The 22,691-nt window shown below is 50.2% G+C and carries 24 protein-coding genes; 2 read left to right on the forward strand and 22 right to left on the reverse strand.

The annotated features are described in order from the left end of the window. Positions 1–112: 112 nt before the first annotated feature. Complete coding sequence (locus tag DW720_RS14370; protein ID WP_118522943.1) at positions 113–1,060, forward strand: DMT family transporter; 948 nt, start codon at positions 113–115, stop codon at positions 1,058–1,060. An 84-nt stretch (positions 1,061–1,144) separates the two neighbouring features. Here DW720_RS14370 and DW720_RS14375 read toward each other — a convergent pair whose 3' ends face one another. The 15 genes from DW720_RS14375 to DW720_RS14445 form a co-directional block, all read right to left on the reverse strand. After that, positions 1,145–2,527, reverse strand: coding sequence for a sodium/glutamate symporter (locus DW720_RS14375; protein ID WP_118749778.1), 1,383 nt, complete (start codon positions 2,525–2,527; stop codon positions 1,145–1,147). Between the two features lie 146 nt (positions 2,528–2,673). Then, positions 2,674–3,531, reverse strand: coding sequence for a DUF6282 family protein (locus DW720_RS14380; RefSeq protein WP_118293910.1), 858 nt, complete (start codon positions 3,529–3,531; stop codon positions 2,674–2,676). Positions 3,532–3,534: 3 nt separating this feature from the next. Further along, complete coding sequence (locus tag DW720_RS14385) at positions 3,535–4,500, reverse strand: alpha/beta hydrolase (RefSeq protein WP_118749779.1); 966 nt, start codon at positions 4,498–4,500, stop codon at positions 3,535–3,537. A 259-nt stretch (positions 4,501–4,759) separates the two neighbouring features. Next, complete coding sequence (locus tag DW720_RS14390; protein ID WP_118749780.1) at positions 4,760–5,932, reverse strand: M14 family zinc carboxypeptidase; 1,173 nt, start codon at positions 5,930–5,932, stop codon at positions 4,760–4,762. Positions 5,933–6,279: 347 nt separating this feature from the next. After that, the gene (locus DW720_RS14395) at positions 6,280–7,416 is read right to left on the reverse strand and encodes a sodium ion-translocating decarboxylase subunit beta (RefSeq protein ID WP_118522942.1); all 1,137 of its coding nucleotides are present in this window, start codon (positions 7,414–7,416) and stop codon (positions 6,280–6,282) included. A gap of 436 nt (positions 7,417–7,852) precedes the next feature. After that, on the reverse strand, positions 7,853–8,242 hold the full coding sequence (locus tag DW720_RS14400; RefSeq protein WP_118468531.1) for an Asp23/Gls24 family envelope stress response protein: 390 nt from the start codon (positions 8,240–8,242) through the stop codon (positions 7,853–7,855). Between the two features lie 307 nt (positions 8,243–8,549). Next, complete coding sequence (locus DW720_RS14405; protein ID WP_118468594.1) at positions 8,550–9,275, reverse strand: SpoIIIAH-like family protein; 726 nt, start codon at positions 9,273–9,275, stop codon at positions 8,550–8,552. A 20-nt stretch (positions 9,276–9,295) separates the two neighbouring features. Beyond that, positions 9,296–9,976 (reverse strand): stage III sporulation protein AG, encoded by a 681-nt coding sequence (locus tag DW720_RS14410; RefSeq protein WP_118749781.1) that lies wholly within the window; start codon positions 9,974–9,976, stop codon positions 9,296–9,298. Continuing rightward, complete coding sequence (locus DW720_RS14415) at positions 9,951–10,607, reverse strand: stage III sporulation protein AF (protein WP_118749782.1); 657 nt, start codon at positions 10,605–10,607, stop codon at positions 9,951–9,953. Before DW720_RS14415 ends, DW720_RS14410 begins: the two co-directional genes overlap by 26 nt. Before the next feature lie 3 nt (positions 10,608–10,610). Beyond that, positions 10,611–11,819 carry a stage III sporulation protein AE gene (locus DW720_RS14420; protein WP_118749783.1) on the reverse strand — a complete coding sequence of 403 codons (1,209 nt, stop codon included), beginning with the start codon at positions 11,817–11,819 and terminating at the stop codon, positions 10,611–10,613. 48 nt (positions 11,820–11,867) lie between these two features. Continuing rightward, positions 11,868–12,254: a SpoIIIAC/SpoIIIAD family protein gene (locus tag DW720_RS14425; protein WP_107001319.1), complete on the reverse strand. Its 387-nt coding sequence runs from the start codon at positions 12,252–12,254 to the stop codon at positions 11,868–11,870. A gap of 172 nt (positions 12,255–12,426) precedes the next feature. After that, positions 12,427–12,621 carry a stage III sporulation protein AC gene (gene spoIIIAC, locus DW720_RS14430; protein ID WP_022359269.1) on the reverse strand — a complete coding sequence of 65 codons (195 nt, stop codon included), beginning with the start codon at positions 12,619–12,621 and terminating at the stop codon, positions 12,427–12,429. A 13-nt stretch (positions 12,622–12,634) separates the two neighbouring features. Beyond that, on the reverse strand, positions 12,635–13,156 hold the full coding sequence (locus DW720_RS14435; RefSeq protein ID WP_107001318.1) for a stage III sporulation protein AB: 522 nt from the start codon (positions 13,154–13,156) through the stop codon (positions 12,635–12,637). Beyond that, positions 13,147–14,202: a stage III sporulation protein AA gene (locus tag DW720_RS14440; RefSeq protein ID WP_118492508.1), complete on the reverse strand. Its 1,056-nt coding sequence runs from the start codon at positions 14,200–14,202 to the stop codon at positions 13,147–13,149. The genes DW720_RS14435 and DW720_RS14440 overlap by 10 nt, the downstream gene beginning before the upstream one ends. A 55-nt stretch (positions 14,203–14,257) precedes the next feature. After that, the gene (locus tag DW720_RS14445; protein ID WP_117796871.1) at positions 14,258–15,643 is read right to left on the reverse strand and encodes an MATE family efflux transporter; all 1,386 of its coding nucleotides are present in this window, start codon (positions 15,641–15,643) and stop codon (positions 14,258–14,260) included. A 138-nt stretch (positions 15,644–15,781) separates the two neighbouring features. On the opposite strand from DW720_RS14445, the gene DW720_RS14450 reads away from it, so the two are divergent. Then, positions 15,782–16,003 carry a hypothetical protein gene (locus DW720_RS14450; protein ID WP_107001315.1) on the forward strand — a complete coding sequence of 74 codons (222 nt, stop codon included), beginning with the start codon at positions 15,782–15,784 and terminating at the stop codon, positions 16,001–16,003. 27 nt (positions 16,004–16,030) lie between these two features. On the opposite strand, the gene rlmH is transcribed toward DW720_RS14450, so the two are convergent. The 7 genes from rlmH to DW720_RS14485 all read right to left on the reverse strand — a co-directional run bounded on the left by rlmH (position 16,031) and on the right by DW720_RS14485 (position 22,672). Then, entirely contained in the window at positions 16,031–16,510 is a 480-nt protein-coding gene (gene rlmH, locus DW720_RS14455) for a 23S rRNA (pseudouridine(1915)-N(3))-methyltransferase RlmH (protein ID WP_022359275.1), read from the reverse strand. After that, positions 16,507–17,535: an alpha/beta hydrolase gene (locus DW720_RS14460; protein WP_118492510.1), complete on the reverse strand. Its 1,029-nt coding sequence runs from the start codon at positions 17,533–17,535 to the stop codon at positions 16,507–16,509. Before DW720_RS14460 ends, rlmH begins: the two co-directional genes overlap by 4 nt. Before the next feature lie 83 nt (positions 17,536–17,618). After that, on the reverse strand, positions 17,619–19,595 hold the full coding sequence (locus DW720_RS14465; protein WP_243033999.1) for a DUF6320 domain-containing protein: 1,977 nt from the start codon (positions 19,593–19,595) through the stop codon (positions 17,619–17,621). Between the two features lie 91 nt (positions 19,596–19,686). Then, positions 19,687–20,388 (reverse strand): response regulator transcription factor, encoded by a 702-nt coding sequence (locus DW720_RS14470; RefSeq protein ID WP_118468546.1) that lies wholly within the window; start codon positions 20,386–20,388, stop codon positions 19,687–19,689. Positions 20,389–20,419: 31 nt separating this feature from the next. Beyond that, the gene (locus tag DW720_RS14475; RefSeq protein ID WP_118492512.1) at positions 20,420–21,199 is read right to left on the reverse strand and encodes a helix-hairpin-helix domain-containing protein; all 780 of its coding nucleotides are present in this window, start codon (positions 21,197–21,199) and stop codon (positions 20,420–20,422) included. Between the two features lie 85 nt (positions 21,200–21,284). Beyond that, a complete protein-coding gene (locus tag DW720_RS14480; protein WP_022359281.1) occupies positions 21,285–21,716 on the reverse strand; it encodes a DMT family transporter in 432 nt (143 codons plus the stop codon). A 182-nt stretch (positions 21,717–21,898) separates the two neighbouring features. Continuing rightward, the gene (locus DW720_RS14485) at positions 21,899–22,672 is read right to left on the reverse strand and encodes an SIMPL domain-containing protein (RefSeq protein ID WP_242995821.1); all 774 of its coding nucleotides are present in this window, start codon (positions 22,670–22,672) and stop codon (positions 21,899–21,901) included. Positions 22,673–22,691: the final 19 nt, after the last annotated feature.

Here is a 22,691-nt window from a genome sequence, read left to right on the forward strand (position 1 = left end):
ACATATAAAAATTAAAGAAACCTCTGCAATTCTTCCTTGATTACAGAGGTTTCTTTGACATATATTTCCTATATTGAACCATTTATCATATAATCATGTTGAAAGGAACGTCATGAAATTTGCACAAACTAATCCAATCCTAGGAGCTATCCTATACAACTTCTTATTTGGCATTTCTTATTTACCGCTAAAAATCTTAACTGCACGCCTAAATGGAGATACCGCACTACTAATTGCACTTCGTTTTGCAATCTGTCTTGTGCTACTTTACGCCTTAAAACATACCGAACGAATTCATCTACGTTCTCTTCGTGATATGGGCATATGTATTCTTCCTATCTGTATTTTCCAGTTGCTTAATGGCTTTTTTGAAACCACCGGCATGTGCTTCTATCCTTCTGGGAAAGCAAGTGTGATTCTGGCATTAATCCCGCTAATCACCACCTTGCTTGCCATTCCGTTTTTTCACGAAAAGCCCTCTGCAGGACAATTTTTCTTTATTCTTCTTAGCTTTTTAGGTATTTTCATTGTTGCCGGAAATTCTGAGGATAAGGCTGCAACCGTATGGGGCTTTTTCCTGTTGTTAATGGCTGCCTTTATGTCCTCTTCCTTAAATCTCTGTATCCGGAAGCTCGGAAAACATCTGACACCTCTGGACATTACCTATGCTATGAGCTTCGCTATGTTCGCCGTTTATGGAAGCATTTCTCTGATAACGCACCTTGTTTCCAACGATCCCATCGAGTTATTTCGTCCGCTCGCGGATCCTGTTATCGTTGGCTGTCTTCTTGCCTTATCCATCGGGTCCTCACTTTATGCTTCAGCACTGCGGAACATAGTTTTTACCCATATGTCCATGGCTACTGCATCCAGCTTCAGCGGCATCTCCACTGTTACAGCTGTATTTACAGGCGTTATTATTCTTAGCGAGCCTTTCGGTTTCCATGAATTTTTCGGTATTGCTCTCGTCCTTCTGGGAATCTGGGGAGTCAATGCACTTCACCATAAAAATGAAAGATTTTCTTTCTCTCATCATTCTCCTCTATTTCACCTACATTAGTCCGAGGCGAACTTTCTATCAATAAAAAATGTGTGGCTGTTCATTTTCATGTCCAACCACACATTTTTCAGAATATACAAAGACTTATTTACTTATGACCTCTGCTTCACCTTCCCGAAGCTCATTCATCTTCTCATTATGTACACCAAAGCATTTTGCACATATCAGGAAGAGCACCACAGCAATTCCCGTTTCAATCACACCAACTGCAATACATCCCATGGAAACCGTCAAAATTGGCGTAAATGCGATGATAAAGACCTCAATCACGGACTGCAGCGTATACGAATATCCATAGTCATTCAATGTGCCGCTCTTTCCTTCCGGATCTACAATTCGAAGAAGCGTAACACCGATTGCCACCACTCCTGTTGTCCATCCAAATACAAAAATTGATCGTTCAAACCAGAAATTGCGGAACAGCTTCTGTCCAACTACAAATACTAAAAACAGGGATGTCAGCATTCCTAATACACATAAAACCAAAATCGGACCTGCAAATTCAAGTACAATGGAAGTCGAAATAGATGCCACACCAAAGCCAACCAGATAATCGGTTACCATCGAACCAATCCGTCCTTCCACATGCTCATCAATACTGTCTTTAAAACGGGTATGCCCTATAATCGTGTTAATAATGACACCAAATATCATTGCCAGGCACATAACCGGTAATTCTACATTCGGTAAGAACTGTTTATAAAAATCGTAGAACTTATAACCACACAGTGTTGCAGTCAGCGTGAGTGCAAGATGAAATGCCAACGGATCCATACTCATTGGATTGATGGTTTCTTCTCCCATCGAATTTCTCTTACCTACTGGAACGATTCCTGTGCGGCACTCTTCCGGAAGAGATTCCGCTTTTTCTACCAGACGTGTTCCTCCATGTCTGGTTGCATAGTTAATACAGGCAATTCCTACAAACAAACCAACTAACAGGCCCACGGTTGCAAACGTCTGCCCCAGTACAACGCCATCTTCACGTCCCAGTGAATTGTTAAGTGCCGTTCCAATCGTTGAAGCATAGCCATGTCCACCGCAAAATCCAGATGGCATCAGCAGGGCAATTTCTGTAAATACATTTGGAAACAAAATTTTCATCAGTGCACCGCCTACCAGCAGTGCAATACCAAAACAGAAAAATTCAGCTCCCATATTGACACAAAAGGAATCGCCCACCTTTGTCAGAATCTGTTTTACATTGGTTTTATCTTTTTTCCCCAGGAACAAACCGCCAAATAATACACATACCAGCATATAAGCATAACTTCCTATTTTACCGCTCCACGGAATCACGTTTAAAAACTGCGGTCCCAGGACAAGTCCCATCAGACCTGCCAGAACAGACGCTGGAATATAAAACATCTGCAAAAATTTTATACGGGAACGCAGGAACTGGGCTATAATCAGCAGCAGCGACATAAATGCAAAATCATATAGAAACGACATATTGGTATATTCCATAGATATCCTCCTTCCAGTACACTATATTATCCCTTACCTTCTTAAAAGTACTTCTCGAAAAAAATAAAAAGGTCAAGAATTCTTATAAGTAAACTTATAATTGATTTTTGACCTTTTTATTTTTTCATATTCAATTATCAAATTTACTATAACTCTCCCAGCACCTTCCGGGGCACCGTATGCGTCATCACATAAATCTCATCTTCCGTGATTCCCTCATCCAGCAATGTCTGCATAAACAACTTCATCGCTTCCACCGGGTGTTCTCTTGAAGTCTGCCCCCGATCCGTTACCATAAAACAGTGTTCTGCTCCGACTACCCGGATATGGTCTGCCATCTCCTGCGCCGTGCATTCCTTTTCTGCCACATTATACCAGCATTTTTCAATATAAACGCCCAGAGCTGCCAGCTGTTTCTGCGTTTTTACATCGACACGCGTCCGCGGAAATTCTGGATGTGTCAGAACCATACGGTTTCCCTGCCGGATTCCCTCCTGACACAGGAGAATACTTTCCTCCGGGCTGATGTGCCCGGTCGCGACTGCCGCATCATACTTTCTGGCAATCCTCAAAATCTCCAAAACCTCCGCCCTCAGCTCCCCTGTTTCGGTCAGGATAGAGATTCCAGAGCGGTCAAAGAAATCTCCCGGCATATTCCCGGAACACAAAGAGTTCTTTGCGTCCCGGGTCGGCATCCACACGATACGGCATCCGCGCTTCATCGCATTTTCAACCGCATATGGATTGAGTCCTCCGACTGGCCAGTTTAACACCAGACCGCCATAGGCTTTCGTACACGAAGCACAGTGGATATTAGCCAGAATTGCCCGCGCAATCGTGGACTCATAGTGAGATTTCAGCATAATTCCTGCCATTCCGGCTCTCCCGGCTTCTTCTAACAGCCCGTAATCATCCAAAACTCGATGAAAGGGGGACGGGGCTGCGTGCATATGGAGGTCATACGCTCCCTGCATTAAATATGCAATCTCTTTTTCTCTGTCCATAGATTATTTCTGTAAACCAAACTGGAATGCTTTCAGATTCTCCTTGTAGAATGCTGCCAGCGCGTCAGCCAGTGCCTGGAACTTCGGATCGTCGTCGAACATCCACTCATTGTGCTTGCCATCTACATAGTATAACTGCTTCGGCTCCTGTGCCAGACGGTATGCTTCTTCCGCCTCTACACGCTGATGCAGCTCGTTATAATAGCCATGACCTACAAAGACAGCACGCGGTGCGATTCTCGGAAGCAGGTCTTCTACGTTGAAACGGATGAAGCTCTCGCCGATTGCGGTGCTCATCGGGGTCGGGAACTCCTCGCCATTATCCTTGTTGACAGAATCGCCGATACCGCCGTTGATCTCTTTTAATACATGGTCTGTATAGAAATCGCCGCTCTCTGTGATGTTCGGATAATCGGTGTACGGATGCATCAGAACCGGATCGTTGGTTGTAATTCTCTTGATACGGTCTTCTCTGAGGCGTGCAACGCTCTTTCCAAACTTATCATTTCCCATGCCGTCACGCATCCAGCGCTCGCCATTTACAAAGCTGTTCAGGGTTGCAATCGCTTTTACTTCCTTGTCACGCGCTGCAACGGTTACGCATACAGCACCGCCGACACCCCATCCAAGAAGTCCGCAGCGTTCCGGATCTACTTCCGGCTGAATCTGCATAAAGGTAAATGCGTTTGCCACGTCTTCAACCTCTGTCTCAAGGGTTGTGTACTTCGGCAGGCATGGATGAACATTCTCACTCGGCTTAAATCCTCTGTAATCGAAGCCCATGCATACAAATCCTCTTGCTGTTAAAGCTCTTGCAAACAGTGCCGGATAGCACTTATTAACGCCAGTCCATCCAGAGTTACACAGAACTGCTGATCTCTTCTCGCCCTCTTTGTAATCATCCGGGAGATAAATATCTCCTACCATCTTTGCGCCTTCGCTGTAGAATACAACTTCTCTCGTTTTCATGTTGAAATCCTCCATTTCATTTAATTTGTTCCTTTTTGTCGGTTATGGAATTTTTGTTCCTTTTGTGGTTTTATATTAGATCATGTTGCAGAATTTGTCAACCATATTTTTGAAAAAAGAATGTATTTTCTATTTTGTATAGTTTTAGCTTCCTGTTTTTGTTGATCCGTTCCAAATCTTGAAACAAAAAAGGATGCACGACCACTTCCAACTCCAGTCGCACATCCTTTTTCTATCTAATCTTCATTTTATTCCATCATCAATGTGTCGCCACATAATATCCCAGCGTTGCCGGGACTGCCTTATTCTGGTTCCAGATCGCCGGATATTCCGAGAAAGATACCGGGCAGGTGGAACGTCCTACCTCGATCGTGATACCAGGGATGCCTGCTGCCTGCTGCAGCCAGTCCTTCAAGCCGCCGACGCCCTTGCTTCCAAGAACGGAATAACCATTCAAGGCATGAACAGCGTTTGCCAGCGCCTTGGACTCTGCCGCTTTCTGGTTGTTCTGCGTATCCCAGTAAATCACATTTCCCATCGCATGATAGTTGATAACCGCATTGAATCCCGTTCCCTGAATCAAGTTCGCGATTGCCTGGCTCTCCGACTCTGACAGTGGGTTGGTTCCCTTATAACCATTTGCAGACGGATGGGTTAAAGATACATTGATTCCCTCCCAGTTTGCTGCAAAGTTATAGTTCAGATCGACACCGCGTGCATTCGCCTTCCAGCGTCTCATATACTCTTCATAGCTGACCGTTGTCCGGCTGGATGCCTTGTCCGCCGCGTACGCCGCCTGCATCGTCTGGCGCAGTTCCTCCGACTGGATACCATTCTCGCCCATCTGGCTGATCGTGACTCCATCCGGATTCAGCATCGGCACAAAATGAAATGCCACCTGTCCCAATATATTAGAAAGCGGCTGCGTCATATAGGTACCATTATTCGTAAATCCAGCTGCCAGATACTCGAGCTGCTGCATCATCAGCGGTACAACGATATACTCTCTGGCATGAATCGCACCCTGGAACAGAATCTTCTTGGATGCGTTCGGATTGCCGACAATCACATCGTAGATATCACGTCCGTCCGCCGATTTTCCGATCGATTTCACGGTCACCGTTCCCGGATAACGGCTTGCCAGCGCCGAAATATCGTTTACCATCTGGCTATAGGAATACTTGTCCACCGGATTGACAACCGGATTGGATAACGTCTGATTATAATAGGAATTATCCGCCTGCTGTCCCGCATTCGCGTTCGTGGTTCCCGGACCGCCCGGTCCGATCACTGGTGCTGCCGCTGCCGGATCATCCGCCGGTCCTGCATACGCTGTAACTGCCGATAAGCTGCTGCACACAACTGACAGGGATAAACAAGTTGCCAAAGCGCCTTTTCGCAGCAGGCGCTGAATTTTATTTCGTTGACTCATTCTCATGTCTCCTTCTAGCCCTTTCAAACTCTTACAAACAATGTTTCTATTATAGATTTACCTCTGTCGAATGTCAACGAACTGCACAAAACTGAAAGAAAAAAGAAAGATACTTTTTCCAATTTATATTTTACTTTAACTTACCTAAAATCAGCACCACTGCCGTAATAATCAGGACAACGACGAAAATTCCCGCCATTCCTTTTCCCATAATTGCCAGCGAAATCAAAAAATTATTCCACATCCGATATTTTCCTCCATCTCAATCAGTGCAATGGCTGTCTCTTGATTTTTCATCATTCAAGTGCAGCCTTCCTTTTCCATTTTATCTGCCCGACAGACCTATATTACAAATACTGGCTTACCAGCTTAATGACCAGTCCGCCCGCGATGACCGAGGCGATCTGCCCCGATACATTGGCGCCGACCGCATGCATCAGGATAATATTTCCCTTTTCCTCCTCCATCGCCAGCTTCTGCACCACGCGTGAGGACATCGGGAATGCGGAAATGCCCGCCGCACCGATCATCGGATTGATTTTCGTCTTCAAAAACAGGTTCATAAATTTAGCAAACAGCACACCGCCGATCGTATCAAAGATAAATGCAATCAGACCGATTCCCATAATCAGAAGCGTGTCAACCCGCACAAACGCGTCCGCACGCATGCTGAACGAAATCGTGATGCCAAGCAGCAGGGTAATCAGGTTTGCCAGCTCGTTCTGTGCCGTCTGGGAAAGTGCCGGAAGCACGCCGCACTCACGGATCAGGTTTCCAAACATCAGAAATCCGACCAGCGCCACCGATGCCGGAGAAATCAGTCCGACAATGATAGTAACTACAATCGGAAATGCGATCTTGGTCGTTTTGGACACATTTTTCGGACTGTAGGTCATGTGAATCCGGCGTTCTTTTTTCGTCGTTACCAGACGGATCGCAAATGGCTGGATGATTGGCACCAGCGCCATGTAGGAGTACGCCGCCACCGCGATCGCGCCCACATAGTTGGAATGCATGATCTGGGAAACCAGAATGGAAGTCGGTCCATCCGCCGCACCGATGATTCCAATCGATGCCGCATCCCTGAGTTCAAATCCCATCAGCGATGCCGCACAGATCGCAAAGAAAATGCCAAACTGCGCCGCCGCACCAAATAAAAACATGATCGGCTGTGACAGAAGCGGTCCAAAGTCAATCATTGCCCCGATTCCGATGAAGAGCAGAATCGGAAGCGCCTCCGACGCGCTGATCGTCGTCTCAAACAGCCACTGTATAATACCCTGTGTCTCCCCGATGCCCTCCGTCACCTGGTTAATGACGCCGGATAATGGCAGGTTTACCATGATCGCGCCGAATCCCATCGGCAGAAGCAGCGCCGGTTCGTATTCCTTTTTGACCGCCAGCCAGATCAAAAGCCCGCCGATCAGATACATCACAAACTGCTGCGGCGTGATCGCCATGACGCCTTCCCATAAAAATTCCATGTTGTTCCTCCTGTTAATTTTGTTTTCCTTCATAAATATTCTGTTTCCTGGAGCCCCTTGCCAAGATACACCTGCTCTGGCAGCTGTCTTTCTTCGCGCCAGACATACATCCATGCGAGTGTTTTTGTTTCATAGGACGCTTTTTTCCTAATAAAGCAAAAAAGACTTTCAGCATACGTTTCATCCACATATGCTAAAAGTCTTGTTCCTCACATTTGAATCATACGGCACACGCTTTTTGTTACAAAAGCACACTGCCATCTGACTTACACAAGGCATGTAACCATGAGGTTTACTATCCTCAGGGTCTGTTGGTTACATGGTTATAACTACTCCCTTTTAACGCGATCATCATATCATACGGTTTTTTCCCCGTCAAGGTCAAACTGAGTATTTTGTGTTAAGAAAATGAAAAGCTACGAAAGCACGAAACCTGCTATGCTTCCGCCGGCATATTGACACCCGCGATCTTAATATTAACTTCCAGAACCATCAGACCGGTCATATTTTCAATCGCTGTCTTTACTTTGTCCTGCACCTTTTCACTGACTGCCGGGATGCTGTAGCCATATTTCATATTTAAGGACAGATCCACAACCACGTGATCCTCGGTTACGGTCACTTTCACGCCCTTGCTCAAATTTTTCATGCCGAGCTTTCCGACCAGTTCATTTGTGATATTGCCAGCCATCGAATCGACACCGTCTACCTCAGTCGCTGCCAGACCTGCGATGATCGCCACTACCTCATCGGCAATTTTCACTTCTCCAATGCGGTCCTTTTCATATACGATATGTGTGCTTCTATCTTCTGCTTCTCTCGCCATTCCAAATCCCTCCTGACCACTTCCATGTACGCCCGGAATCTTCTCTTCCCACCAAAAACAGATGCTCGAATACTTCCAGAAATACATTTCAATTAAGTGTTTTTATTATACCAAAAATACAGGAGTTTGCAAAGGCATTTCCGGTTCGAATCTCATCCGAGTTACTGTTCACGCATACGTGCCCAGTAACGGAATTTGCCGTGGCTTCGCATTTTAATACGGCAAATTCCTGCTGCCACCACGTTTTCTTACGGCACTTTCGGTTCCAAAAGTGCCTACCCGTGAACATTAACTCATCCGAACTTCCTCAATCTCCCAGGTTTAAAAGGGAAATCACGATATTTTCCGCCGATATCTCGGTTTTCCGTTTTACAATATCCTCGATCTGCGCGCGCTGCGGATCTGTGATGGACGGCGCGTTGACAACGACATCCACTTTTCCATCCGTGATGCTGACAACCGGATCGGCAAATCCTTTCGCCATCAGAAGCGTTTCCGCTGCATTTTCCTTCTCCGCTATCGCATTGAGTGCCAGCATATCCTGAACGGCTGCCTCTTTTGCCGACGCATCCAGATTTTCATTGTTAATCAGGGCATTCAGCGCTTCGCGGCTCTTGGCGCGGATCTGTTCACGGCTGAGCTGTACATTGGCTATGTACTCTGCCACGCCGGTTCCGCCTGTCAAAACCGCCTCGCCCGGGTTATCGACTGCCGGATTGTCCGCAGATGCCTCCTCTCCGTCCGCCGCTCCCTGCGCTGTGCCCTCCTCACTGCCTGCTGCCAGCGGATCGCCCTCTCCCGGATCGTCAAGACTTGCAATCTCCTCATATTCACCGTCCGCCACGCTTCCGGACACCGCCTGATTTTCCGAATATATATCGCTATCTGAAATCTTGGTCGCCCCCGCTTCATATGTATCCGCCCCCGGCAGATCGGATTTTCCCGCATAGTTGAGATACCCCGCCGCCGCAATCATGATCGCCAGCGTCGTGATGATGATTTGATTTCTCCTGAAAACGCGTTTCATCTTCATTCTCATATTTGCATACTCCTTTATTCCACCCGCTTTAATACTTTTATTTTATGTGCCGGCAGTCCGAATAATGCCTGCATCGCTTCCGAAATTTCCTTCTGTACCGACGCATTTCCACCTCCCTGCGCGCTGATCACGATACCGGAAATCTCCGGCGCCAATTCTTTTTCAACTACCGGTTCCCCGCTGCCCGAACCTCCCGCCAACACGGTGCTCTCCCGCAGCGATTCATCCGCCTGCTGCCGCGTACCACCCGAAGAATCCGTCTCCGAGGTGGTAGCCCGGCTTCTCTCCTTATCCACCCGCAGCACCTTTTCCGAAGAAGAAAACAGCGTCAGCATCACATCCACCTCACCCACGCCGTCCACCTTCTTTAAAACGTCCCGGATCCGCTGCTCCAGGCGAAGCTCGTAGATGCGGTTCGTGTCCTGCCTGGATGCAGTGCCTGGCAGACCTGTTTCGACATCCGAACCACTCTCTTCTGAACTTCCATTTTTGTCCTGCCCTGCTCTATTCCCAGAGTTTGTTCCTGTTCCACTCTCCGCCCATCTTTCCCCTGACTGCCAGACTCCCGTCTCACTCGTCTTCTTCCCAAACGGCGCATATAAGATCAGAATTGCCAGCCCAAGCACCAGCAAAATCAGCCATTTTTCATTTCGTTTGACCCATTCCCTGTCAAGGTTCCATCCTGACTTCCACATGATCCGCCTCCACCTGATAAAACGATGCCAGCCGCTGCTGAAGCTCCCAAATCTTTTCCCCATTCATCCATGAAACTGCCTGCGCGGCGGCGGGTTCTCCCTGCTTCTGCTCCTGTTCAAGTGAAATTTCAATCGGGGAAATTTTTTCTATTTCAATCATCGAACTCGGAGCCTCCTGTTCCGCCGCTTCCATCCCCGCCTCACTTCCCGCCACATACACCGTCACACTCCGCACCGAGGCAAATTGCTCCGACTCCGGATCTTTTTCCAGCTCTACGTCCGCCTTTTCCACGGAAAATCCCGCTTCCGCTGCCACCCGCACTGCCTCCTTGGACGCTTCCGCCTCATACTGGCTCAAAACCATATTTCTACGCCGCACCTCTATCTCATCCATCTCACTTTTCAGCTCGCCCGCTTCATTTTCAAACGAAAGAGATGTAAACAGATAATTCAGCCGCTCCTCCAGCCGCAGCCCGTCCGTCAGCGGCTTAAGCACAATCAGAAGCAAGATACAGCCCGCAAACAGACGGATATATTTTTCATACTTATGTGCGGGCAAAAGCCCGGTCAGAACGGTCAGAAACACTAGATAACTGACGATATTCCCCGCCCAGTGAGTAATTACTTCCATCTTCTACCCCGCAAAATAAGCCGCGTTCGTGCTCGCACACACCACCGCGATCGAAAGTGCAAATAACACCACCGCCGAACCAGCTGCTGCCAGCAAAAAATAAAATCCTTTCGCCACTGCGCCGACTGCCTCCACCACCCGGCTGTCACTGACCGGCTGCAAAAGCGCCGCGCTTCCCTGGCACCCCAGATAGAGGATTAAAAGTTTCAAAAGCGGCAGAAGCGACACCGCCGCCAGCACAAGCACTCCCCCGATGCCCACCGTATTCCGGATCAGGACGCTGCTTCCAAGAAGTACCTGCGACACTGCCGCCGCGCCCTGTCCGATTCCCGGTATCAGGCTGACCGCCCGCCGCAGCGCCGTCTGACGCACCGAATCTGTATACGGCGCAATCATTCCCTGCAGCACATGAAAGCCCAGCACCACTCCCAAAAGCGCCTTGCTGCCCCAGCGCATCCCCTGTTCCAGCAATTCCAACGCTTTTGAAAACAAATCCTTCGAGCTTAAATGTCCCGCCAGCGACAGCAGGACATACAACTGGGTGCATGGCAGAAACAACTGTAAAAACACCCATTCCGCCACATTGACAGAAGCAAGTGTCCATGCATATCCGGCTGCTGCCGAGGTACTTCCCCCGGAAAAGGAAACAGCCAGAAAAAAAGCAGGAACCAGCACCCGGACAAATTCAAAGAGCTGCTCCAACAGTGTCCGCGTGATCCGCACCCCATTCAAAAAACTGGCGGCAAGCAGTGTAAAAATCAGAAGATATGTGACATAAAAGCCCATCTCTGATACCTGACTGTCGGCAAAGAGACTCGAAAAGCTGGCGAACACCGCCCCTAAAATTCCCAGAAGGATGACCTGCCCCATCCATCTGCCATTTTCTGAAATTTCCCGAAATAGGGCTGTCCGGCAAAAATCCATCAGCATCCGAACCACACTCTGATAATTGCCAGAGAGAAGCATCGAAAGGATTTCCCGGAATGAAAGCCCCGGGACTGCCGAACCTCCCGCTTCCCTTAAAAATGCTTCGATTCTGCTTAAATCCAGTGAGTTCAGAAGAGAATCCATGTTCTCGCCAGAAACACTGAAATCCGAATCTTCGGATATCTTTTCACCATTTGCCGCCGACACCGTTAAATGATTTCCTGCCATCAAATATACACTCAAGAATATAACGCTCACTGCCCGCACAACCATCTTTGTTCCCACCGTCACCTGCTCTCACCATCTCTCCGCTTTTCTGCACTTACCACTTCCCTACGCCAAAAACTGCTTCACCGTCTCCAACAATGCCAGCAGAATCGGCATACTGACCGCCAGAATGGACAGCTTCGCAAATATCTCAATCTGTGTTCCCAGCGAACCGTACCCGGCATCCTTGCAAATCCCGGAGGCAAATTCGGCAATATAAGTAATTCCCGCCATTTTCAAAAGCGCCGACAAATACACTGGACTGATCCCGATGCAGGATTCCATCGTCCGAAGTGTTTTCAGAATCACTTCCAGCTTTCCCGCCGCATAGAAAAAGAGACACAGCCCCGCCGCCATCACAATGTACGTCCCATACTCGCTGCCTTTTCCCTTGAGCTGGACTGCCAGAAGAACTGCCGTGATCCCAAGAACCGATACGGTTAAAATTGACATTTTTTACCGTCCTTCCCTGCAATGTACTCTCGGAGTCTTTCCTGCACCCGCTTTTGCGGCTGATTTTTCGCCAGCTGCACCCGAATTTCATCAACGTATGCCTCAGAAATTTGGGCTCAACTGACAAAAAATCATCTCACAAAATCAAGCACAGAAGGATTCCGAGAGTCCATTACAACGCAAACAATTCCTTCATCGTCTCAAACAACTGATAAATATACGGCACCATCCAGAACAGTACCAAAAGAAGACCCGCAAGACTTGTGAGAAATGCCTGTTCCTCCCGCCCGCTGTGTTTGAGGATCTGGCAGAGGACGGAAACCAGGATACCGACTGCCGCAATCCGAAATATTAGATTAACTCCCATTTTCTTCCCCCACTTACATCAACACCACTGCCAGAAACAGCCCGCCTAGTATCCCAAGTCCCCAGCACAGCCGTTTCTTCTCCGGCTCTTCCCGCCGCAGCTGCTCAATCGCCCGTTCCAATTCTTCCAGATACAGTGCCAGCGTCTTTTGCTGCATTTCCAGATCGAGATACCCGATGCTGTTTCCAAACCGGCACATCAGCTCCCATTCCTCTGTTCCTAACATCGGACGAATCCCCTGCTCTTCCAGAACCGCTTCCCAGATACTCCCAAACGGACACTCTGGATTCGCTTCCAGCCGCTCTCCTGCCACCAAAAATAGTTTTCCCGCTTTTCCATCCCCGCGTGCCCCCGCCCGGCACAGTGCCAGAGGAAGAACTGCCTGTGTATACCCAATCTCTCCCTGCAGTCCCGCGGCAATCCGTTTTACTTCCTCCAAAAAACGCCTCCGGCCAATCAGGCGCAATGCCTCACCCCCGCCAATCCCCGCACACGATACACATACAAGGCAGATTCCAAGCAATTTTATCCACATATGAGCTCCTCGCCAGCTGCATCATATACCGCCTCCACCGTTCCCGGTCCGCGTCTATTTCCCAGCACCACATACCGCTCAAACCGTTTTTCTTGCAAAAAAGAGGCCAAGCCCGGTTTTTCCCGGATGTCCTCCATCGAATTTCCATGTACGGTTGCCAGAATCCTGCAGCCACAGTTCATCACATAGCGAAGCGCCTCCAAATCATTCTCACCGCCGATCTCGTCCACCGCGACCACCTCCGGTGCCATCGAGCGGATCAGCATCATCATTCCCTCCGCCTTGGGGCAGGCATCCAGCACATCTGTCCGGCAGCCAACATCGTTTTGCGGGATTCCCTGATAACAGGCGGCAATCTCCGAACGCTCATCCACCACCCCGACCGTCTGCGCCCTCACTTTTCCACCATGCTGCTTCCTCATCTCCACCATTTTTCCAGCTTTATTTTCATGTCCTGCACCTGCCTTAGGCCGTTCAAAGCTCCCCGTCAAAGCAGAGCCCCTATCCTTTCCCTCTTCTCCATCCGACACCATCCGGATCAGATCCCGCAGAAGTGTTGTTTTTCCGCATCTCGGCGGCGCAATCAGAAGCGTATTCCGGATACTTCCCGTCCCTGGATCCGTCAAAATCGACCGTATTTTTGCTGCACATCCTATCATCTGATGCGAAAAACGGACATTTAAAAAGGTTATCGGATGAATCGCCTTTATATGTCCGTTTTCCAGTATCGTCCTTCCAGCCACGCCAATCCGGTGTCCGCCCTGCACGGTCAGAAACCCCTGCCGGATTTCCTCCCCGTAAGCATAGAGAGAAGAACGAGCCGCGCATTGCAGCGTTTCATCCACATCCTCCCGGCTGACCCGGAATCCACTTCCGGCTGTGTACTCTTTATTTTTATATATGTAATACAGCGGCGCGCTAACTCGCAGCCGTACCTCTTCCATTCCATCCGCCTCAAGCGGAAGCGCCAGAAGCTGCTCCCGGATATTCCGGGAGAAAAAATGAAACAGCGCCCTCACATCCTGCTTTGATTGTTCCTCCTTCATCAGCCCGTCCTCCTTACCTCAATATATGAAGGACTGGCTAAAATATACCATCCGCCTATGCATGCACGGACGCACTTTCCATCCGCCGCAGCCGTCTCACCTCCACGCCTGCCATCGCAAGCGCCACCACGCCCGCCACAAAGTCCGCGATCGGTCCGGCATACATGATGCCGTCAATGCCGATAAACAGCGGCAGAATCACAATCAGCGGCAGTAAAAAGAGAATCTGGCGCGTCAGGGACAGGAAAATACCCTTTTTCGGTTTTCCAATCGCCGTAAACAGGTTCGACGCAATCGGCTGCACACAGTTTAAGAACGTGAAAAACAGGTAAATCCGGAAATATTTTTCCGCAAACTGGAAATACATCTCCGATCCTTCCCCGAACAGCCCGATGATCGGACGCGGAATCAACTGGAAACACGCAAAGGACACCGCCGACACCGCAAATCCCCACCTGAGCGCCAACCCATACACCTGCCGCACGCGCGCATAATTTTTCGCGCCATAATTGAAACTTGCGATCGGCTGCATGCCCTGCGAAAGACCGATGACGATCGAAAAAAACACCTGATTGACCTTCGTGATAATGCCGGCACACGCCAGCGGAATCGATTCCCCATAGTCCGAATGCGCACCATAGTAGGTCAAGGATTTATTTAACACGATCTGCACCACCAGCATCGCAAGCTGGTTGAAAAATGCCGCCGCCCCCAATGAGGTAATCATGCTTACATATGTTCTCTGTGGTCGAAGATGCGCCGCTGTCAGCCGTCCGTTTTTGTAACGGCGCAGATACCGGATAATCAGGATTCCTGAAAAAATCTGTCCAATGATCGTCGCCAGCGCAGCACCCGCCATTCCCATATGTAATCCAAAAATAAACAGCGGATCGAGCACTGTATTGATCAGCGCCCCGGATAAATTGTAAAGCATCGCATTAAGCGGGCTTCCGTCCGCCCTCACCAGATGCCCGCCGCCGTTGGTCAGAATCAGAAATGGAAATCCCAAAGCCGTGATACCCGTATACGTTTTGGCATACGCCAGCACATTGTCCGGCGAACCGAAAAAGCGCAGCATCGGCGTCAGGCAAAAAAGCGCCACAGTCCCCAGAATCACACCGCTTCCAAACAGAAGCGTCGCCGCATTTCCAATATAAAATAACGCCTTTTCCCGATCGCCGCCTCCCAGCGTCAGGTTAAAGGACGCCGCACCGCCGATTCCAAACAGAAGCGCCAGCGCCACACAGGAGATCGTCAACGGAAACGCCACGTTCGTCGCTGCATTCCCCAGCTCTCCCACGCTTCTTCCGATAAAAAACTGATCGACGATATTATAAAGGGCACCTACCAGCATCGCGATAATGCTTGGCACCGCAAACTGCCGCAAAAGCCCGCCGATCGGCTCCGTGCCTAGTATATTTTTCTTCTGTACCTGTTCCATGAATCTTGATTCTCCTGTCTACGTTACTGCGAACAGTTACCAGTCTACCTCTCATTACTGATAATTTTTCCTCTTTACATGCTTTCCCCGCGCATGATACACTACCATCAGTTATTAAAACGGAAAGGACTTAATCACATGAATCTTTCATCCTTACTGCAATTTCGGGACGAGTGGGCGCGTTTCAAAGCCCGCCACCCTAAATTTTCCCCTTTTCTGAAAGCCGCCTACACCCGCGCGCTGCGCGAGGACAGCGTCATTTCCCTAAAAGTGACCGCCCCGGACGGAACCGAGGTGGCATCTAACTTAAAGGTCAAAAAAGAGGATCTCGAACTGCTCTCACGCATTATGAATAGCTGATTTTTAATCACCCATCATGCATTATGTCTACTTATGGTACGGTTCTCCTTTTATAATCCGGAAACTCCGGTAAATCTGTTCCAGCAAAATCACGCGCATCAGCTGGTGTGGAAAGGTCAGGCGCGAAAAGCTGATCTTCGTGTCTGCACGGTTTAACACCGCCTGCGACAACCCCAGCGAACCTCCGATGATAAACTGCAGATGGCTCTCACCTCGCACGCCCAGGTCTTCCATCCATGCCGCCATCTCCTCCGAGGAACGCTGCTTTCCATCGATCGCAAGCGCAATCACATACGCGTCCTCCTTGATATGCGCCAGAATCCGCTCGCCCTCCTTGTCGCGGATCTGCGCTTCCTGCAGCTCACTCGCCTTATCCGGCGTTTTTTCATCCGCCACCTGCACGATCTCCAGACGGCAGTAACGCCCCAGCCGCTTGCTGTACTCCGCGATCGCCGCCTCCAGATATTTTTCCTTAATTTTTCCTACTGTCACTAACGTAATCTTCACTTTTTAAGCTCCCGTTTTAAAAATGCCAACAGATTCAGCCGCGCCCGGTCTTCCGTCTCTTTGCGTCTCGTTTTTACCTTTTTCACGACCGTTCCCTCCGGCTCCCGATGAATCCGGTAGATGATCCGCAGATATTCCGCGACCTCTTCCCATGCCTCGCGGCTCTCCGGAATCAGGTCGAGTCCCATCTGAAATACATGGAACATCCCGTCATAGACCGAGCAGCGCACCTTGACACCCTCGGCGCGCGCCTTTTTCGCTACCGCCCTCGTATCATCTAAAAGCACCTCATACGCGCCCACCTGCATCAGCATCGGCGGAAATCCTTCAAAATCTCCAAACAGCGGTGACAGATACGGATTTTTCGGATTGGCATTCCCGATATAGCTGCACTGGTACAACATATTTTCCTTCGAATTGCCAAACAGCGGATCGATCGTATAGTTTTCCTCATACGATGCCCCGCTCAGACTTACATCCGTCCACGGCGACATCGTGATAATGCCCGCAGGAAGCGGCAGCCCGTGATCTTTCGCATACAGACAGAGCGCCAGCGCCAGGCCTCCGCCCGCCGAATCCCCGGCTACCACGATCTGGGATGGCTGGTATTTCTTCTCTTCCAGAAGCCATCGGTACGCGTACACCGCATCCTCCAGCGCCGCCGGATACGGATGCTCCGGCGCCACCCGGTAGTCCGGCGTCAGAACATCCGCGCCGAAGCTGATCTGCGAATACTTAACCGCAAACCGCCGGTAAATATTTTTCATCGGACCGATATACCCGCCGCCGTGCAGCTGCAAAATGACGCGCCCCGTCACCGCCTGCTTCGGCTTCAAATATTCCATCACAAACTGTTCTGTTTTTACCAGCTCATAAATATATTCCGCCGGACATCTCCACGCCGGTTCGACCGGATTTTTCCGGAATTCGCCGGTCTGGATCGGCTTCTTTAACGATGTCTCCATCACGTCACTCATCATATCACGCGTCAGATTGCCTATCATGCTGACTGTTTTCCGACTCATGCTTCTTCCCTTTCTTTCATCCAAATTTTCAATCTTCGTATTTTTATAGACCGTTCCTTTACTGTGACCGATTTTCCTGCCATTTACACATGAAACCGCCTCTTCAATTCCCGCTTCACACTCCGGTCGCCCAGAATCACCGTCGCCGCCAGCGCTGCCACCGACACACCTGCTGCCAGCACCGTCAGACGCGGATGATGCGTCCACCCGATTTTCCAGAAAATCAACGGCACAAAGCTCAGAAATGTAATTGTGATCTGATACATAAAATAGCTCTGCCAGTTCATCCGGTTGACTAACATCATCAGAAGAACCGCCGCCACCTCAAACAGTGCGACGCATGGGATCGCGTAGTCCACCGACCACCCCCGAAGCCCTGTAAGCGCGTCAATCAGAAGCAAAATTGCCTGAATTCCCAGGGACTGCCGCACCAGCGTTCCTGCCAGGCTCGCATGCCGCATGACCGAAAACCGCAGCGTCATCGCCACATATGCCGCCGCGCCCGCCGTCAGAAGCGACCATTTAAACGGAATCCGATGATAAGTCGCCAGATTCGTAAGCCCCGCCAGAAGCGATACGAGCACCAATGACACATAAAATCCCCGCACCGCACGGCGCACGCGCTCTCGATCCTGAGCAATCACTGGATAACGTCCTTTATCATGCTCCGTATCCGTGATTCCATTGCTCTCTCGCTCTACCCGGATGCCCTTTTCCTCCAAAAAGTGAAAGAAAAACTCCGGAAGCCGGTTCTCTGCCATCGCGCTCGTAAACGACAGGCATAATTTCCCGTCATACGCCACCGCCCCGCATTTCATCCGCTGCTTCGGCGATGCGCCGACAAGAAGCTGAAAGCCCTCGATCGAATCTTTCAGTTCCTCCCGAACCTGCGCCGGTCCGATGTTGGAAAATGTCATCGTGTGGGCGCGGCTGGTGTGCAGAAAAATCAACTGCATCGCCAGATGTTTGACAAATAGCGGGATCGCCCGCACATACCATTTTTTCTCATTCGACACATTGTAGGAGATCGTCTCCTCCAGCCGCTCCTTCACGATCTGCTCATCCATCTGGCGGCCCACAGACGCAATCACTTCTTCCAATGCCTCCGGTGCCTTTCCCGCCGCCCACGAAATATTCACGACAGCAAAGAAGTTTGCCAGCGTCTCCGACTCAAAAAAATTCCGTAGGTTCACCGGAAGATTGAGCGCCACCGGACGTTTCAGCGTTTTCCCATCCGTCTCCGTCTGGATGATCGCCCAGAGAAGCACCGCCGCCAGATATTTGGTGATGCTGACACCCACCTTCCTGCATTCCGTCTTCAGTGCCGACACCTCAATCGTCCCCTGCAGCACTGCCATCTGATCAAATGGGAGAAATTCCCCCTGAATCGCAATCGCCGGTCTGCTGTTATAATGCCGATGCGGCAGTTTCCGGTAATGTCGCAGATAATCGTCCTCCCGGAGCGGCGAAAACTCCCGCTCCTGCACCATAACCGGCAATTTTTTCACCAGTTCCAGATAATGTTCTGTAAGCCGTGAAGCAAACCGCAGCGCCCCCAGTCCGTCCGTCAACCCATGAAACACTTCAAAATTGATCCTGCATCCATAGTAGCTCACACGGAACGGGAACCGCGCGCCCCGGTGCGGATCAATGAAACGGCACGGTGCACTCTGTTCTTCTTCCACGCCCGGATTCCGGTTGTTCGTCTCAAAATAATACCAGAAAAATCCCTTCCGCAGCTTCACCCGGAAATTTTCAAACTCCGGAAGTGTCCGCACAAGCGCCCTTTGCAAAAGCTCCGGATCTACTTTTTCTTTCAGAACCGCCGAGATCCGGAATACACTGCTTAAATCCTCGCCCGACACCGCCGCAAAGAGCTTCGCCGTGTTATCCAGCCGCCTCCATGCGGCGCCCTGGATGCGGAGACGCTTTTTCTTTGGTTTTTCCTCTCGTTTCTTCTCCACTTTTTCTGAAACTATCTGTCCCGGCTCTTCCTGCTTCCCTGCAATTTCATCCTTCTGATCCTGTTTTTGGTTTTCCTCGTTCATTCTCTGCCCCATCTGCCTTTGCCACCTAAAGAAAAAGAGCAGCTGCCGGGATACACACTCCCCTGCAGCGCCCCTTTCATCCTCTTCTGAGTTCTTTTCTACATTACCGAATCCGGAAGTAGTACCCCACGCCCCATTTCGTATGTACATATTTCGGATCACTCGGACTCGGCTCGATCTTCTCGCGCAGCCGCCGCACATGAACGTCTACGGTGCGAACATCGCCGCCCGCCGCCGCCCGGTTGCCCCAGACAAAGCGCAGCAGCTCCTCGCGGCTGTAAACCTTGCCCGGATTGCACACCAGGAGCTCCAGAAGGTCAAATTCCTTCGCGGTCAGATTGATCTCGCGGGAAGCGATAAAGACCCGGCGGCTGTCCGAATCCAGCGTCAGATCGCCCGCCTCGATGACTTTCTTTGTCTGCTGCGGCTCCTGTCTCGATTTCTTGGAGTTGCGGCGCAGGATCGCCTTGATGCGCGCCTTTACTTCCAAAATGTTAAATGGCTTCGTGATATAATCATCGGCGCCGTATTCCAACCCCAGAATCTTATCCATATCGTCGCCTTTTGCGGTCAGCATAATGATCGGCATCTCGGAGAACTCCCGGATTGCCTGGCAGACTTCAAATCCGTTCAGCTTCGGCAGCATCACGTCCAGAAGAACCATATCATACTCCATCTCCTTCGCCATCTGAAGCGCTTCCTCCCCGTCATAGGCGCAGGCAACTTCAAATCCATCCTGTTCCAGACTGAAACGGATTCCTTTTACTATTAATTTTTCATCATCTACCACTAATACCTTCGCCATTCTCCACCTCAACCACTATGCTTCTATCTCTCTATACTGTAATCTTATCTTTTATCTTCTGAAATGCCGCGTTCTTGATGCCAGGCACCTTCATAATATCCTCAATCGTCCGGAAACCGCCCTTCTGCTCCCGGTAAGAAAGAATCGCTTCCGCCCGCGCCGCACCGATACCGTTTAAAGTCATCAACTCTTCTTTGGAAGCTGTGTTTAAATTAATCAATGCTGCACTACTTCCAGATTTCTGCGAAGCTGACTCGCTGCCATTCCCAGCAGCGCCTCCGGCTCCCAGAAACCCGGAGACATCCTTCCCTGTTTCCTGATATTTCCGAATCTCTTCCCGGCTCGGAATCCGAAGCTGCTGTCCATCCTCGATCGCCTGCGCCAGATTTACATATTCCTGCGCCGCCTCCGACGTCATCCCGCCCGCCTTTTCAACCGCCTCATACATACGGCTGCCCGCCGGAAGCTCATAGACGCCCGGTGCGGCTACCTCGCCGCAGACGTGGATATATAGGATTCTCGGTTCCGGCGTTTGGGGATTTTCTTTTGATTGCCCCTCAGGCGCAGCGTTCTCTGCTGCTTCATTATCCCCATCCACTGCCCCGCTGTTTGACCGTTTTGCTGGACGTTCGGAGTTTTCCTGCGAATCATCCTCTTCTTTTGAAAAACTGTTCTGCGTCTCCAGCACCACCGTCTGCTTCTCTCTCCGGCTCTGCACACCAAAACACAAAACAGCCGCCAAAAATACCACGCCGACTGCCCCTGTTCGCATCCATCGTTTCCGATTTACTGTTTGATTTGTCTGTTTCATCTTCTGCACCCCTCTTTTTCCGAGGCGCGTTTTGTCCGTAATTCTATTCTAACCAAAACCCCCTTTAAACACAAGCAGAAAATTTTTATTCCCATCTGAAAATCACAATCCCCGCAATCGCAACCGCCGCCCCGATCGCCTTGCGCCACTCAAATCCCGCTTTCTCCACACCGAACCAGCCAAACACCTCGATCAGGTAGGCCACCAGGATCTGCGCCACGACGATCAGAAGCGCTGATTTTGCCGGTCCCAGCGCGTCAAAGCTCTTGATGACCGTGTACGTGATAAATGCCCCGATCACGCCGCCGGTCAGCATATACCGCGGTTCGATCTGCCAAAGCTCCGATACCGCGCCGCGCCCCGTAAAAAGCCACATCAGCAGGCAAACCACAAATGCACTTATCTGCACCCAGCCAGCCGATACCCACATGCTGGTCTGCTTCATCACGGCAGAATTAAACACGCCCTGTATACTCATGAGTGCGCCGGAAACCAGCGCGGTTATCATTCCCCACATAAAAAATAAACCTCCGCATTCTGTTCTACATTCTCATGAAACAGCAGCCGTTTCCGACCATTCATTTCACACTGTTAGTATCCCAGATATGCGAAGGTTTATACAATTTGTGTTTATTCCCTTTTCCTGTTTAAAATCCGATTTTTCCTCCGAAACCAGACAACCTTTCATGCAGCTGATCCCTATTGAATGGAAAACGTAGCCGACACCTCTGCCTCAACATCCACCTGCCCCGGCATCAGGTTTCTGCCTGCACCCGCATCTTCCATCGCCATTTCCTTCATCGCCATGCCGCTGCTGTAAGAAGTGTCATAATAACGCGCCTGCTGACCGCTGCTGTACTCCTGCACATTCGTCATCGTTCCCAGCTTGCAGCCGCCTGCCTCCGCCATCGCTTCGGCTTTCACGCGCGCCGACTCAATGGCTTTTTTGAGCGCTTCCTGATAAATCTCATCAAAATTGCTGCACTGGTACTGGACCGAATCGATCGAATTGATACCCGCATTGACCGAATCGCTGATGATCGCCCCTGCATCCTCAATCGCAACATCCGATACAACAACCTCCGTCGTCATCTCATAACCAGTGATCTTCTTGCCATTGTCCCAGTCATAGATCGGATTCAGCCCCAGACCGCTCGTCTGCACCGAGGTATCTGCAATTCCCTTTTCCTTCAAAAGCGCCAGAACCGCATCCAAATCCGTCTGATTCTCCGACTGGCAGGTGCTCGCATCCGCCGCCTGTGAATAGACACTGTAGGTAATTTCCGCAATATCCGGCTCCGCCTTGATTTTCTCCTGGCTCGTCACCGTGATCCCCGTATTTTCCGCCGACTGCACCGTCACCGATGCCGGTGCGGACGTACAACCTGCCAGACCTGCCGCCGACGTCATTGTCATCGTTCCTGCTGCCAGCAGAAATGCCATCCTGTTTCGCATCATCCCCATTTTTCTCATAAAAAATTCCTCCCGTTTT

It is taken from the genome of Clostridium sp. AM27-28 (assembly GCF_003480955.1).
Lineage (GTDB): Bacteria > Bacillota > Clostridia > Lachnospirales > Lachnospiraceae > Otoolea > Otoolea fessa.

Coding starts and splice junctions, on each gene's coding strand:
- DW720_RS14370 (WP_118522943.1), top strand. CDS start 113: ATGAAATTTGCACAAACTAATCCAATCCTAGGAGCTATCCTATACAAC.
- DW720_RS14375 (WP_118749778.1), bottom strand. CDS start 2,527: ATGGAATATACCAATATGTCGTTTCTATATGATTTTGCATTTATGTCG.
- DW720_RS14380 (WP_118293910.1), bottom strand. CDS start 3,531: ATGGACAGAGAAAAAGAGATTGCATATTTAATGCAGGGAGCGTATGAC.
- DW720_RS14385 (WP_118749779.1), bottom strand. CDS start 4,500: ATGAAAACGAGAGAAGTTGTATTCTACAGCGAAGGCGCAAAGATGGTA.
- DW720_RS14390 (WP_118749780.1), bottom strand. CDS start 5,932: ATGAGTCAACGAAATAAAATTCAGCGCCTGCTGCGAAAAGGCGCTTTG.
- DW720_RS14395 (WP_118522942.1), bottom strand. CDS start 7,416: ATGGAATTTTTATGGGAAGGCGTCATGGCGATCACGCCGCAGCAGTTT.
- DW720_RS14400 (WP_118468531.1), bottom strand. CDS start 8,242: ATGGCGAGAGAAGCAGAAGATAGAAGCACACATATCGTATATGAAAAG.
- DW720_RS14405 (WP_118468594.1), bottom strand. CDS start 9,275: ATGAAGATGAAACGCGTTTTCAGGAGAAATCAAATCATCATCACGACG.
- DW720_RS14410 (WP_118749781.1), bottom strand. CDS start 9,976: ATGTGGAAGTCAGGATGGAACCTTGACAGGGAATGGGTCAAACGAAAT.
- DW720_RS14415 (WP_118749782.1), bottom strand. CDS start 10,607: ATGGAAGTAATTACTCACTGGGCGGGGAATATCGTCAGTTATCTAGTG.
- DW720_RS14425 (WP_107001319.1), bottom strand. CDS start 12,254: ATGTCAATTTTAACCGTATCGGTTCTTGGGATCACGGCAGTTCTTCTG.
- spoIIIAC (WP_022359269.1), bottom strand. CDS start 12,621: ATGGGAGTTAATCTAATATTTCGGATTGCGGCAGTCGGTATCCTGGTT.
- DW720_RS14435 (WP_107001318.1), bottom strand. CDS start 13,156: ATGTGGATAAAATTGCTTGGAATCTGCCTTGTATGTGTATCGTGTGCG.
- DW720_RS14440 (WP_118492508.1), bottom strand. CDS start 14,202: ATGAAGGAGGAACAATCAAAGCAGGATGTGAGGGCGCTGTTTCATTTT.
- DW720_RS14445 (WP_117796871.1), bottom strand. CDS start 15,643: ATGGAACAGGTACAGAAGAAAAATATACTAGGCACGGAGCCGATCGGC.
- DW720_RS14450 (WP_107001315.1), top strand. CDS start 15,782: ATGAATCTTTCATCCTTACTGCAATTTCGGGACGAGTGGGCGCGTTTC.
- DW720_RS14460 (WP_118492510.1), bottom strand. CDS start 17,535: ATGAGTCGGAAAACAGTCAGCATGATAGGCAATCTGACGCGTGATATG.
- DW720_RS14465 (WP_243033999.1), bottom strand. CDS start 19,595: ATGGGGCAGAGAATGAACGAGGAAAACCAAAAACAGGATCAGAAGGAT.
- DW720_RS14470 (WP_118468546.1), bottom strand. CDS start 20,388: ATGGCGAAGGTATTAGTGGTAGATGATGAAAAATTAATAGTAAAAGGA.
- DW720_RS14475 (WP_118492512.1), bottom strand. CDS start 21,199: ATGAAACAGACAAATCAAACAGTAAATCGGAAACGATGGATGCGAACA.
- DW720_RS14480 (WP_022359281.1), bottom strand. CDS start 21,716: ATGTGGGGAATGATAACCGCGCTGGTTTCCGGCGCACTCATGAGTATA.
- DW720_RS14485 (WP_242995821.1), bottom strand. CDS start 22,672: ATGAGAAAAATGGGGATGATGCGAAACAGGATGGCATTTCTGCTGGCA.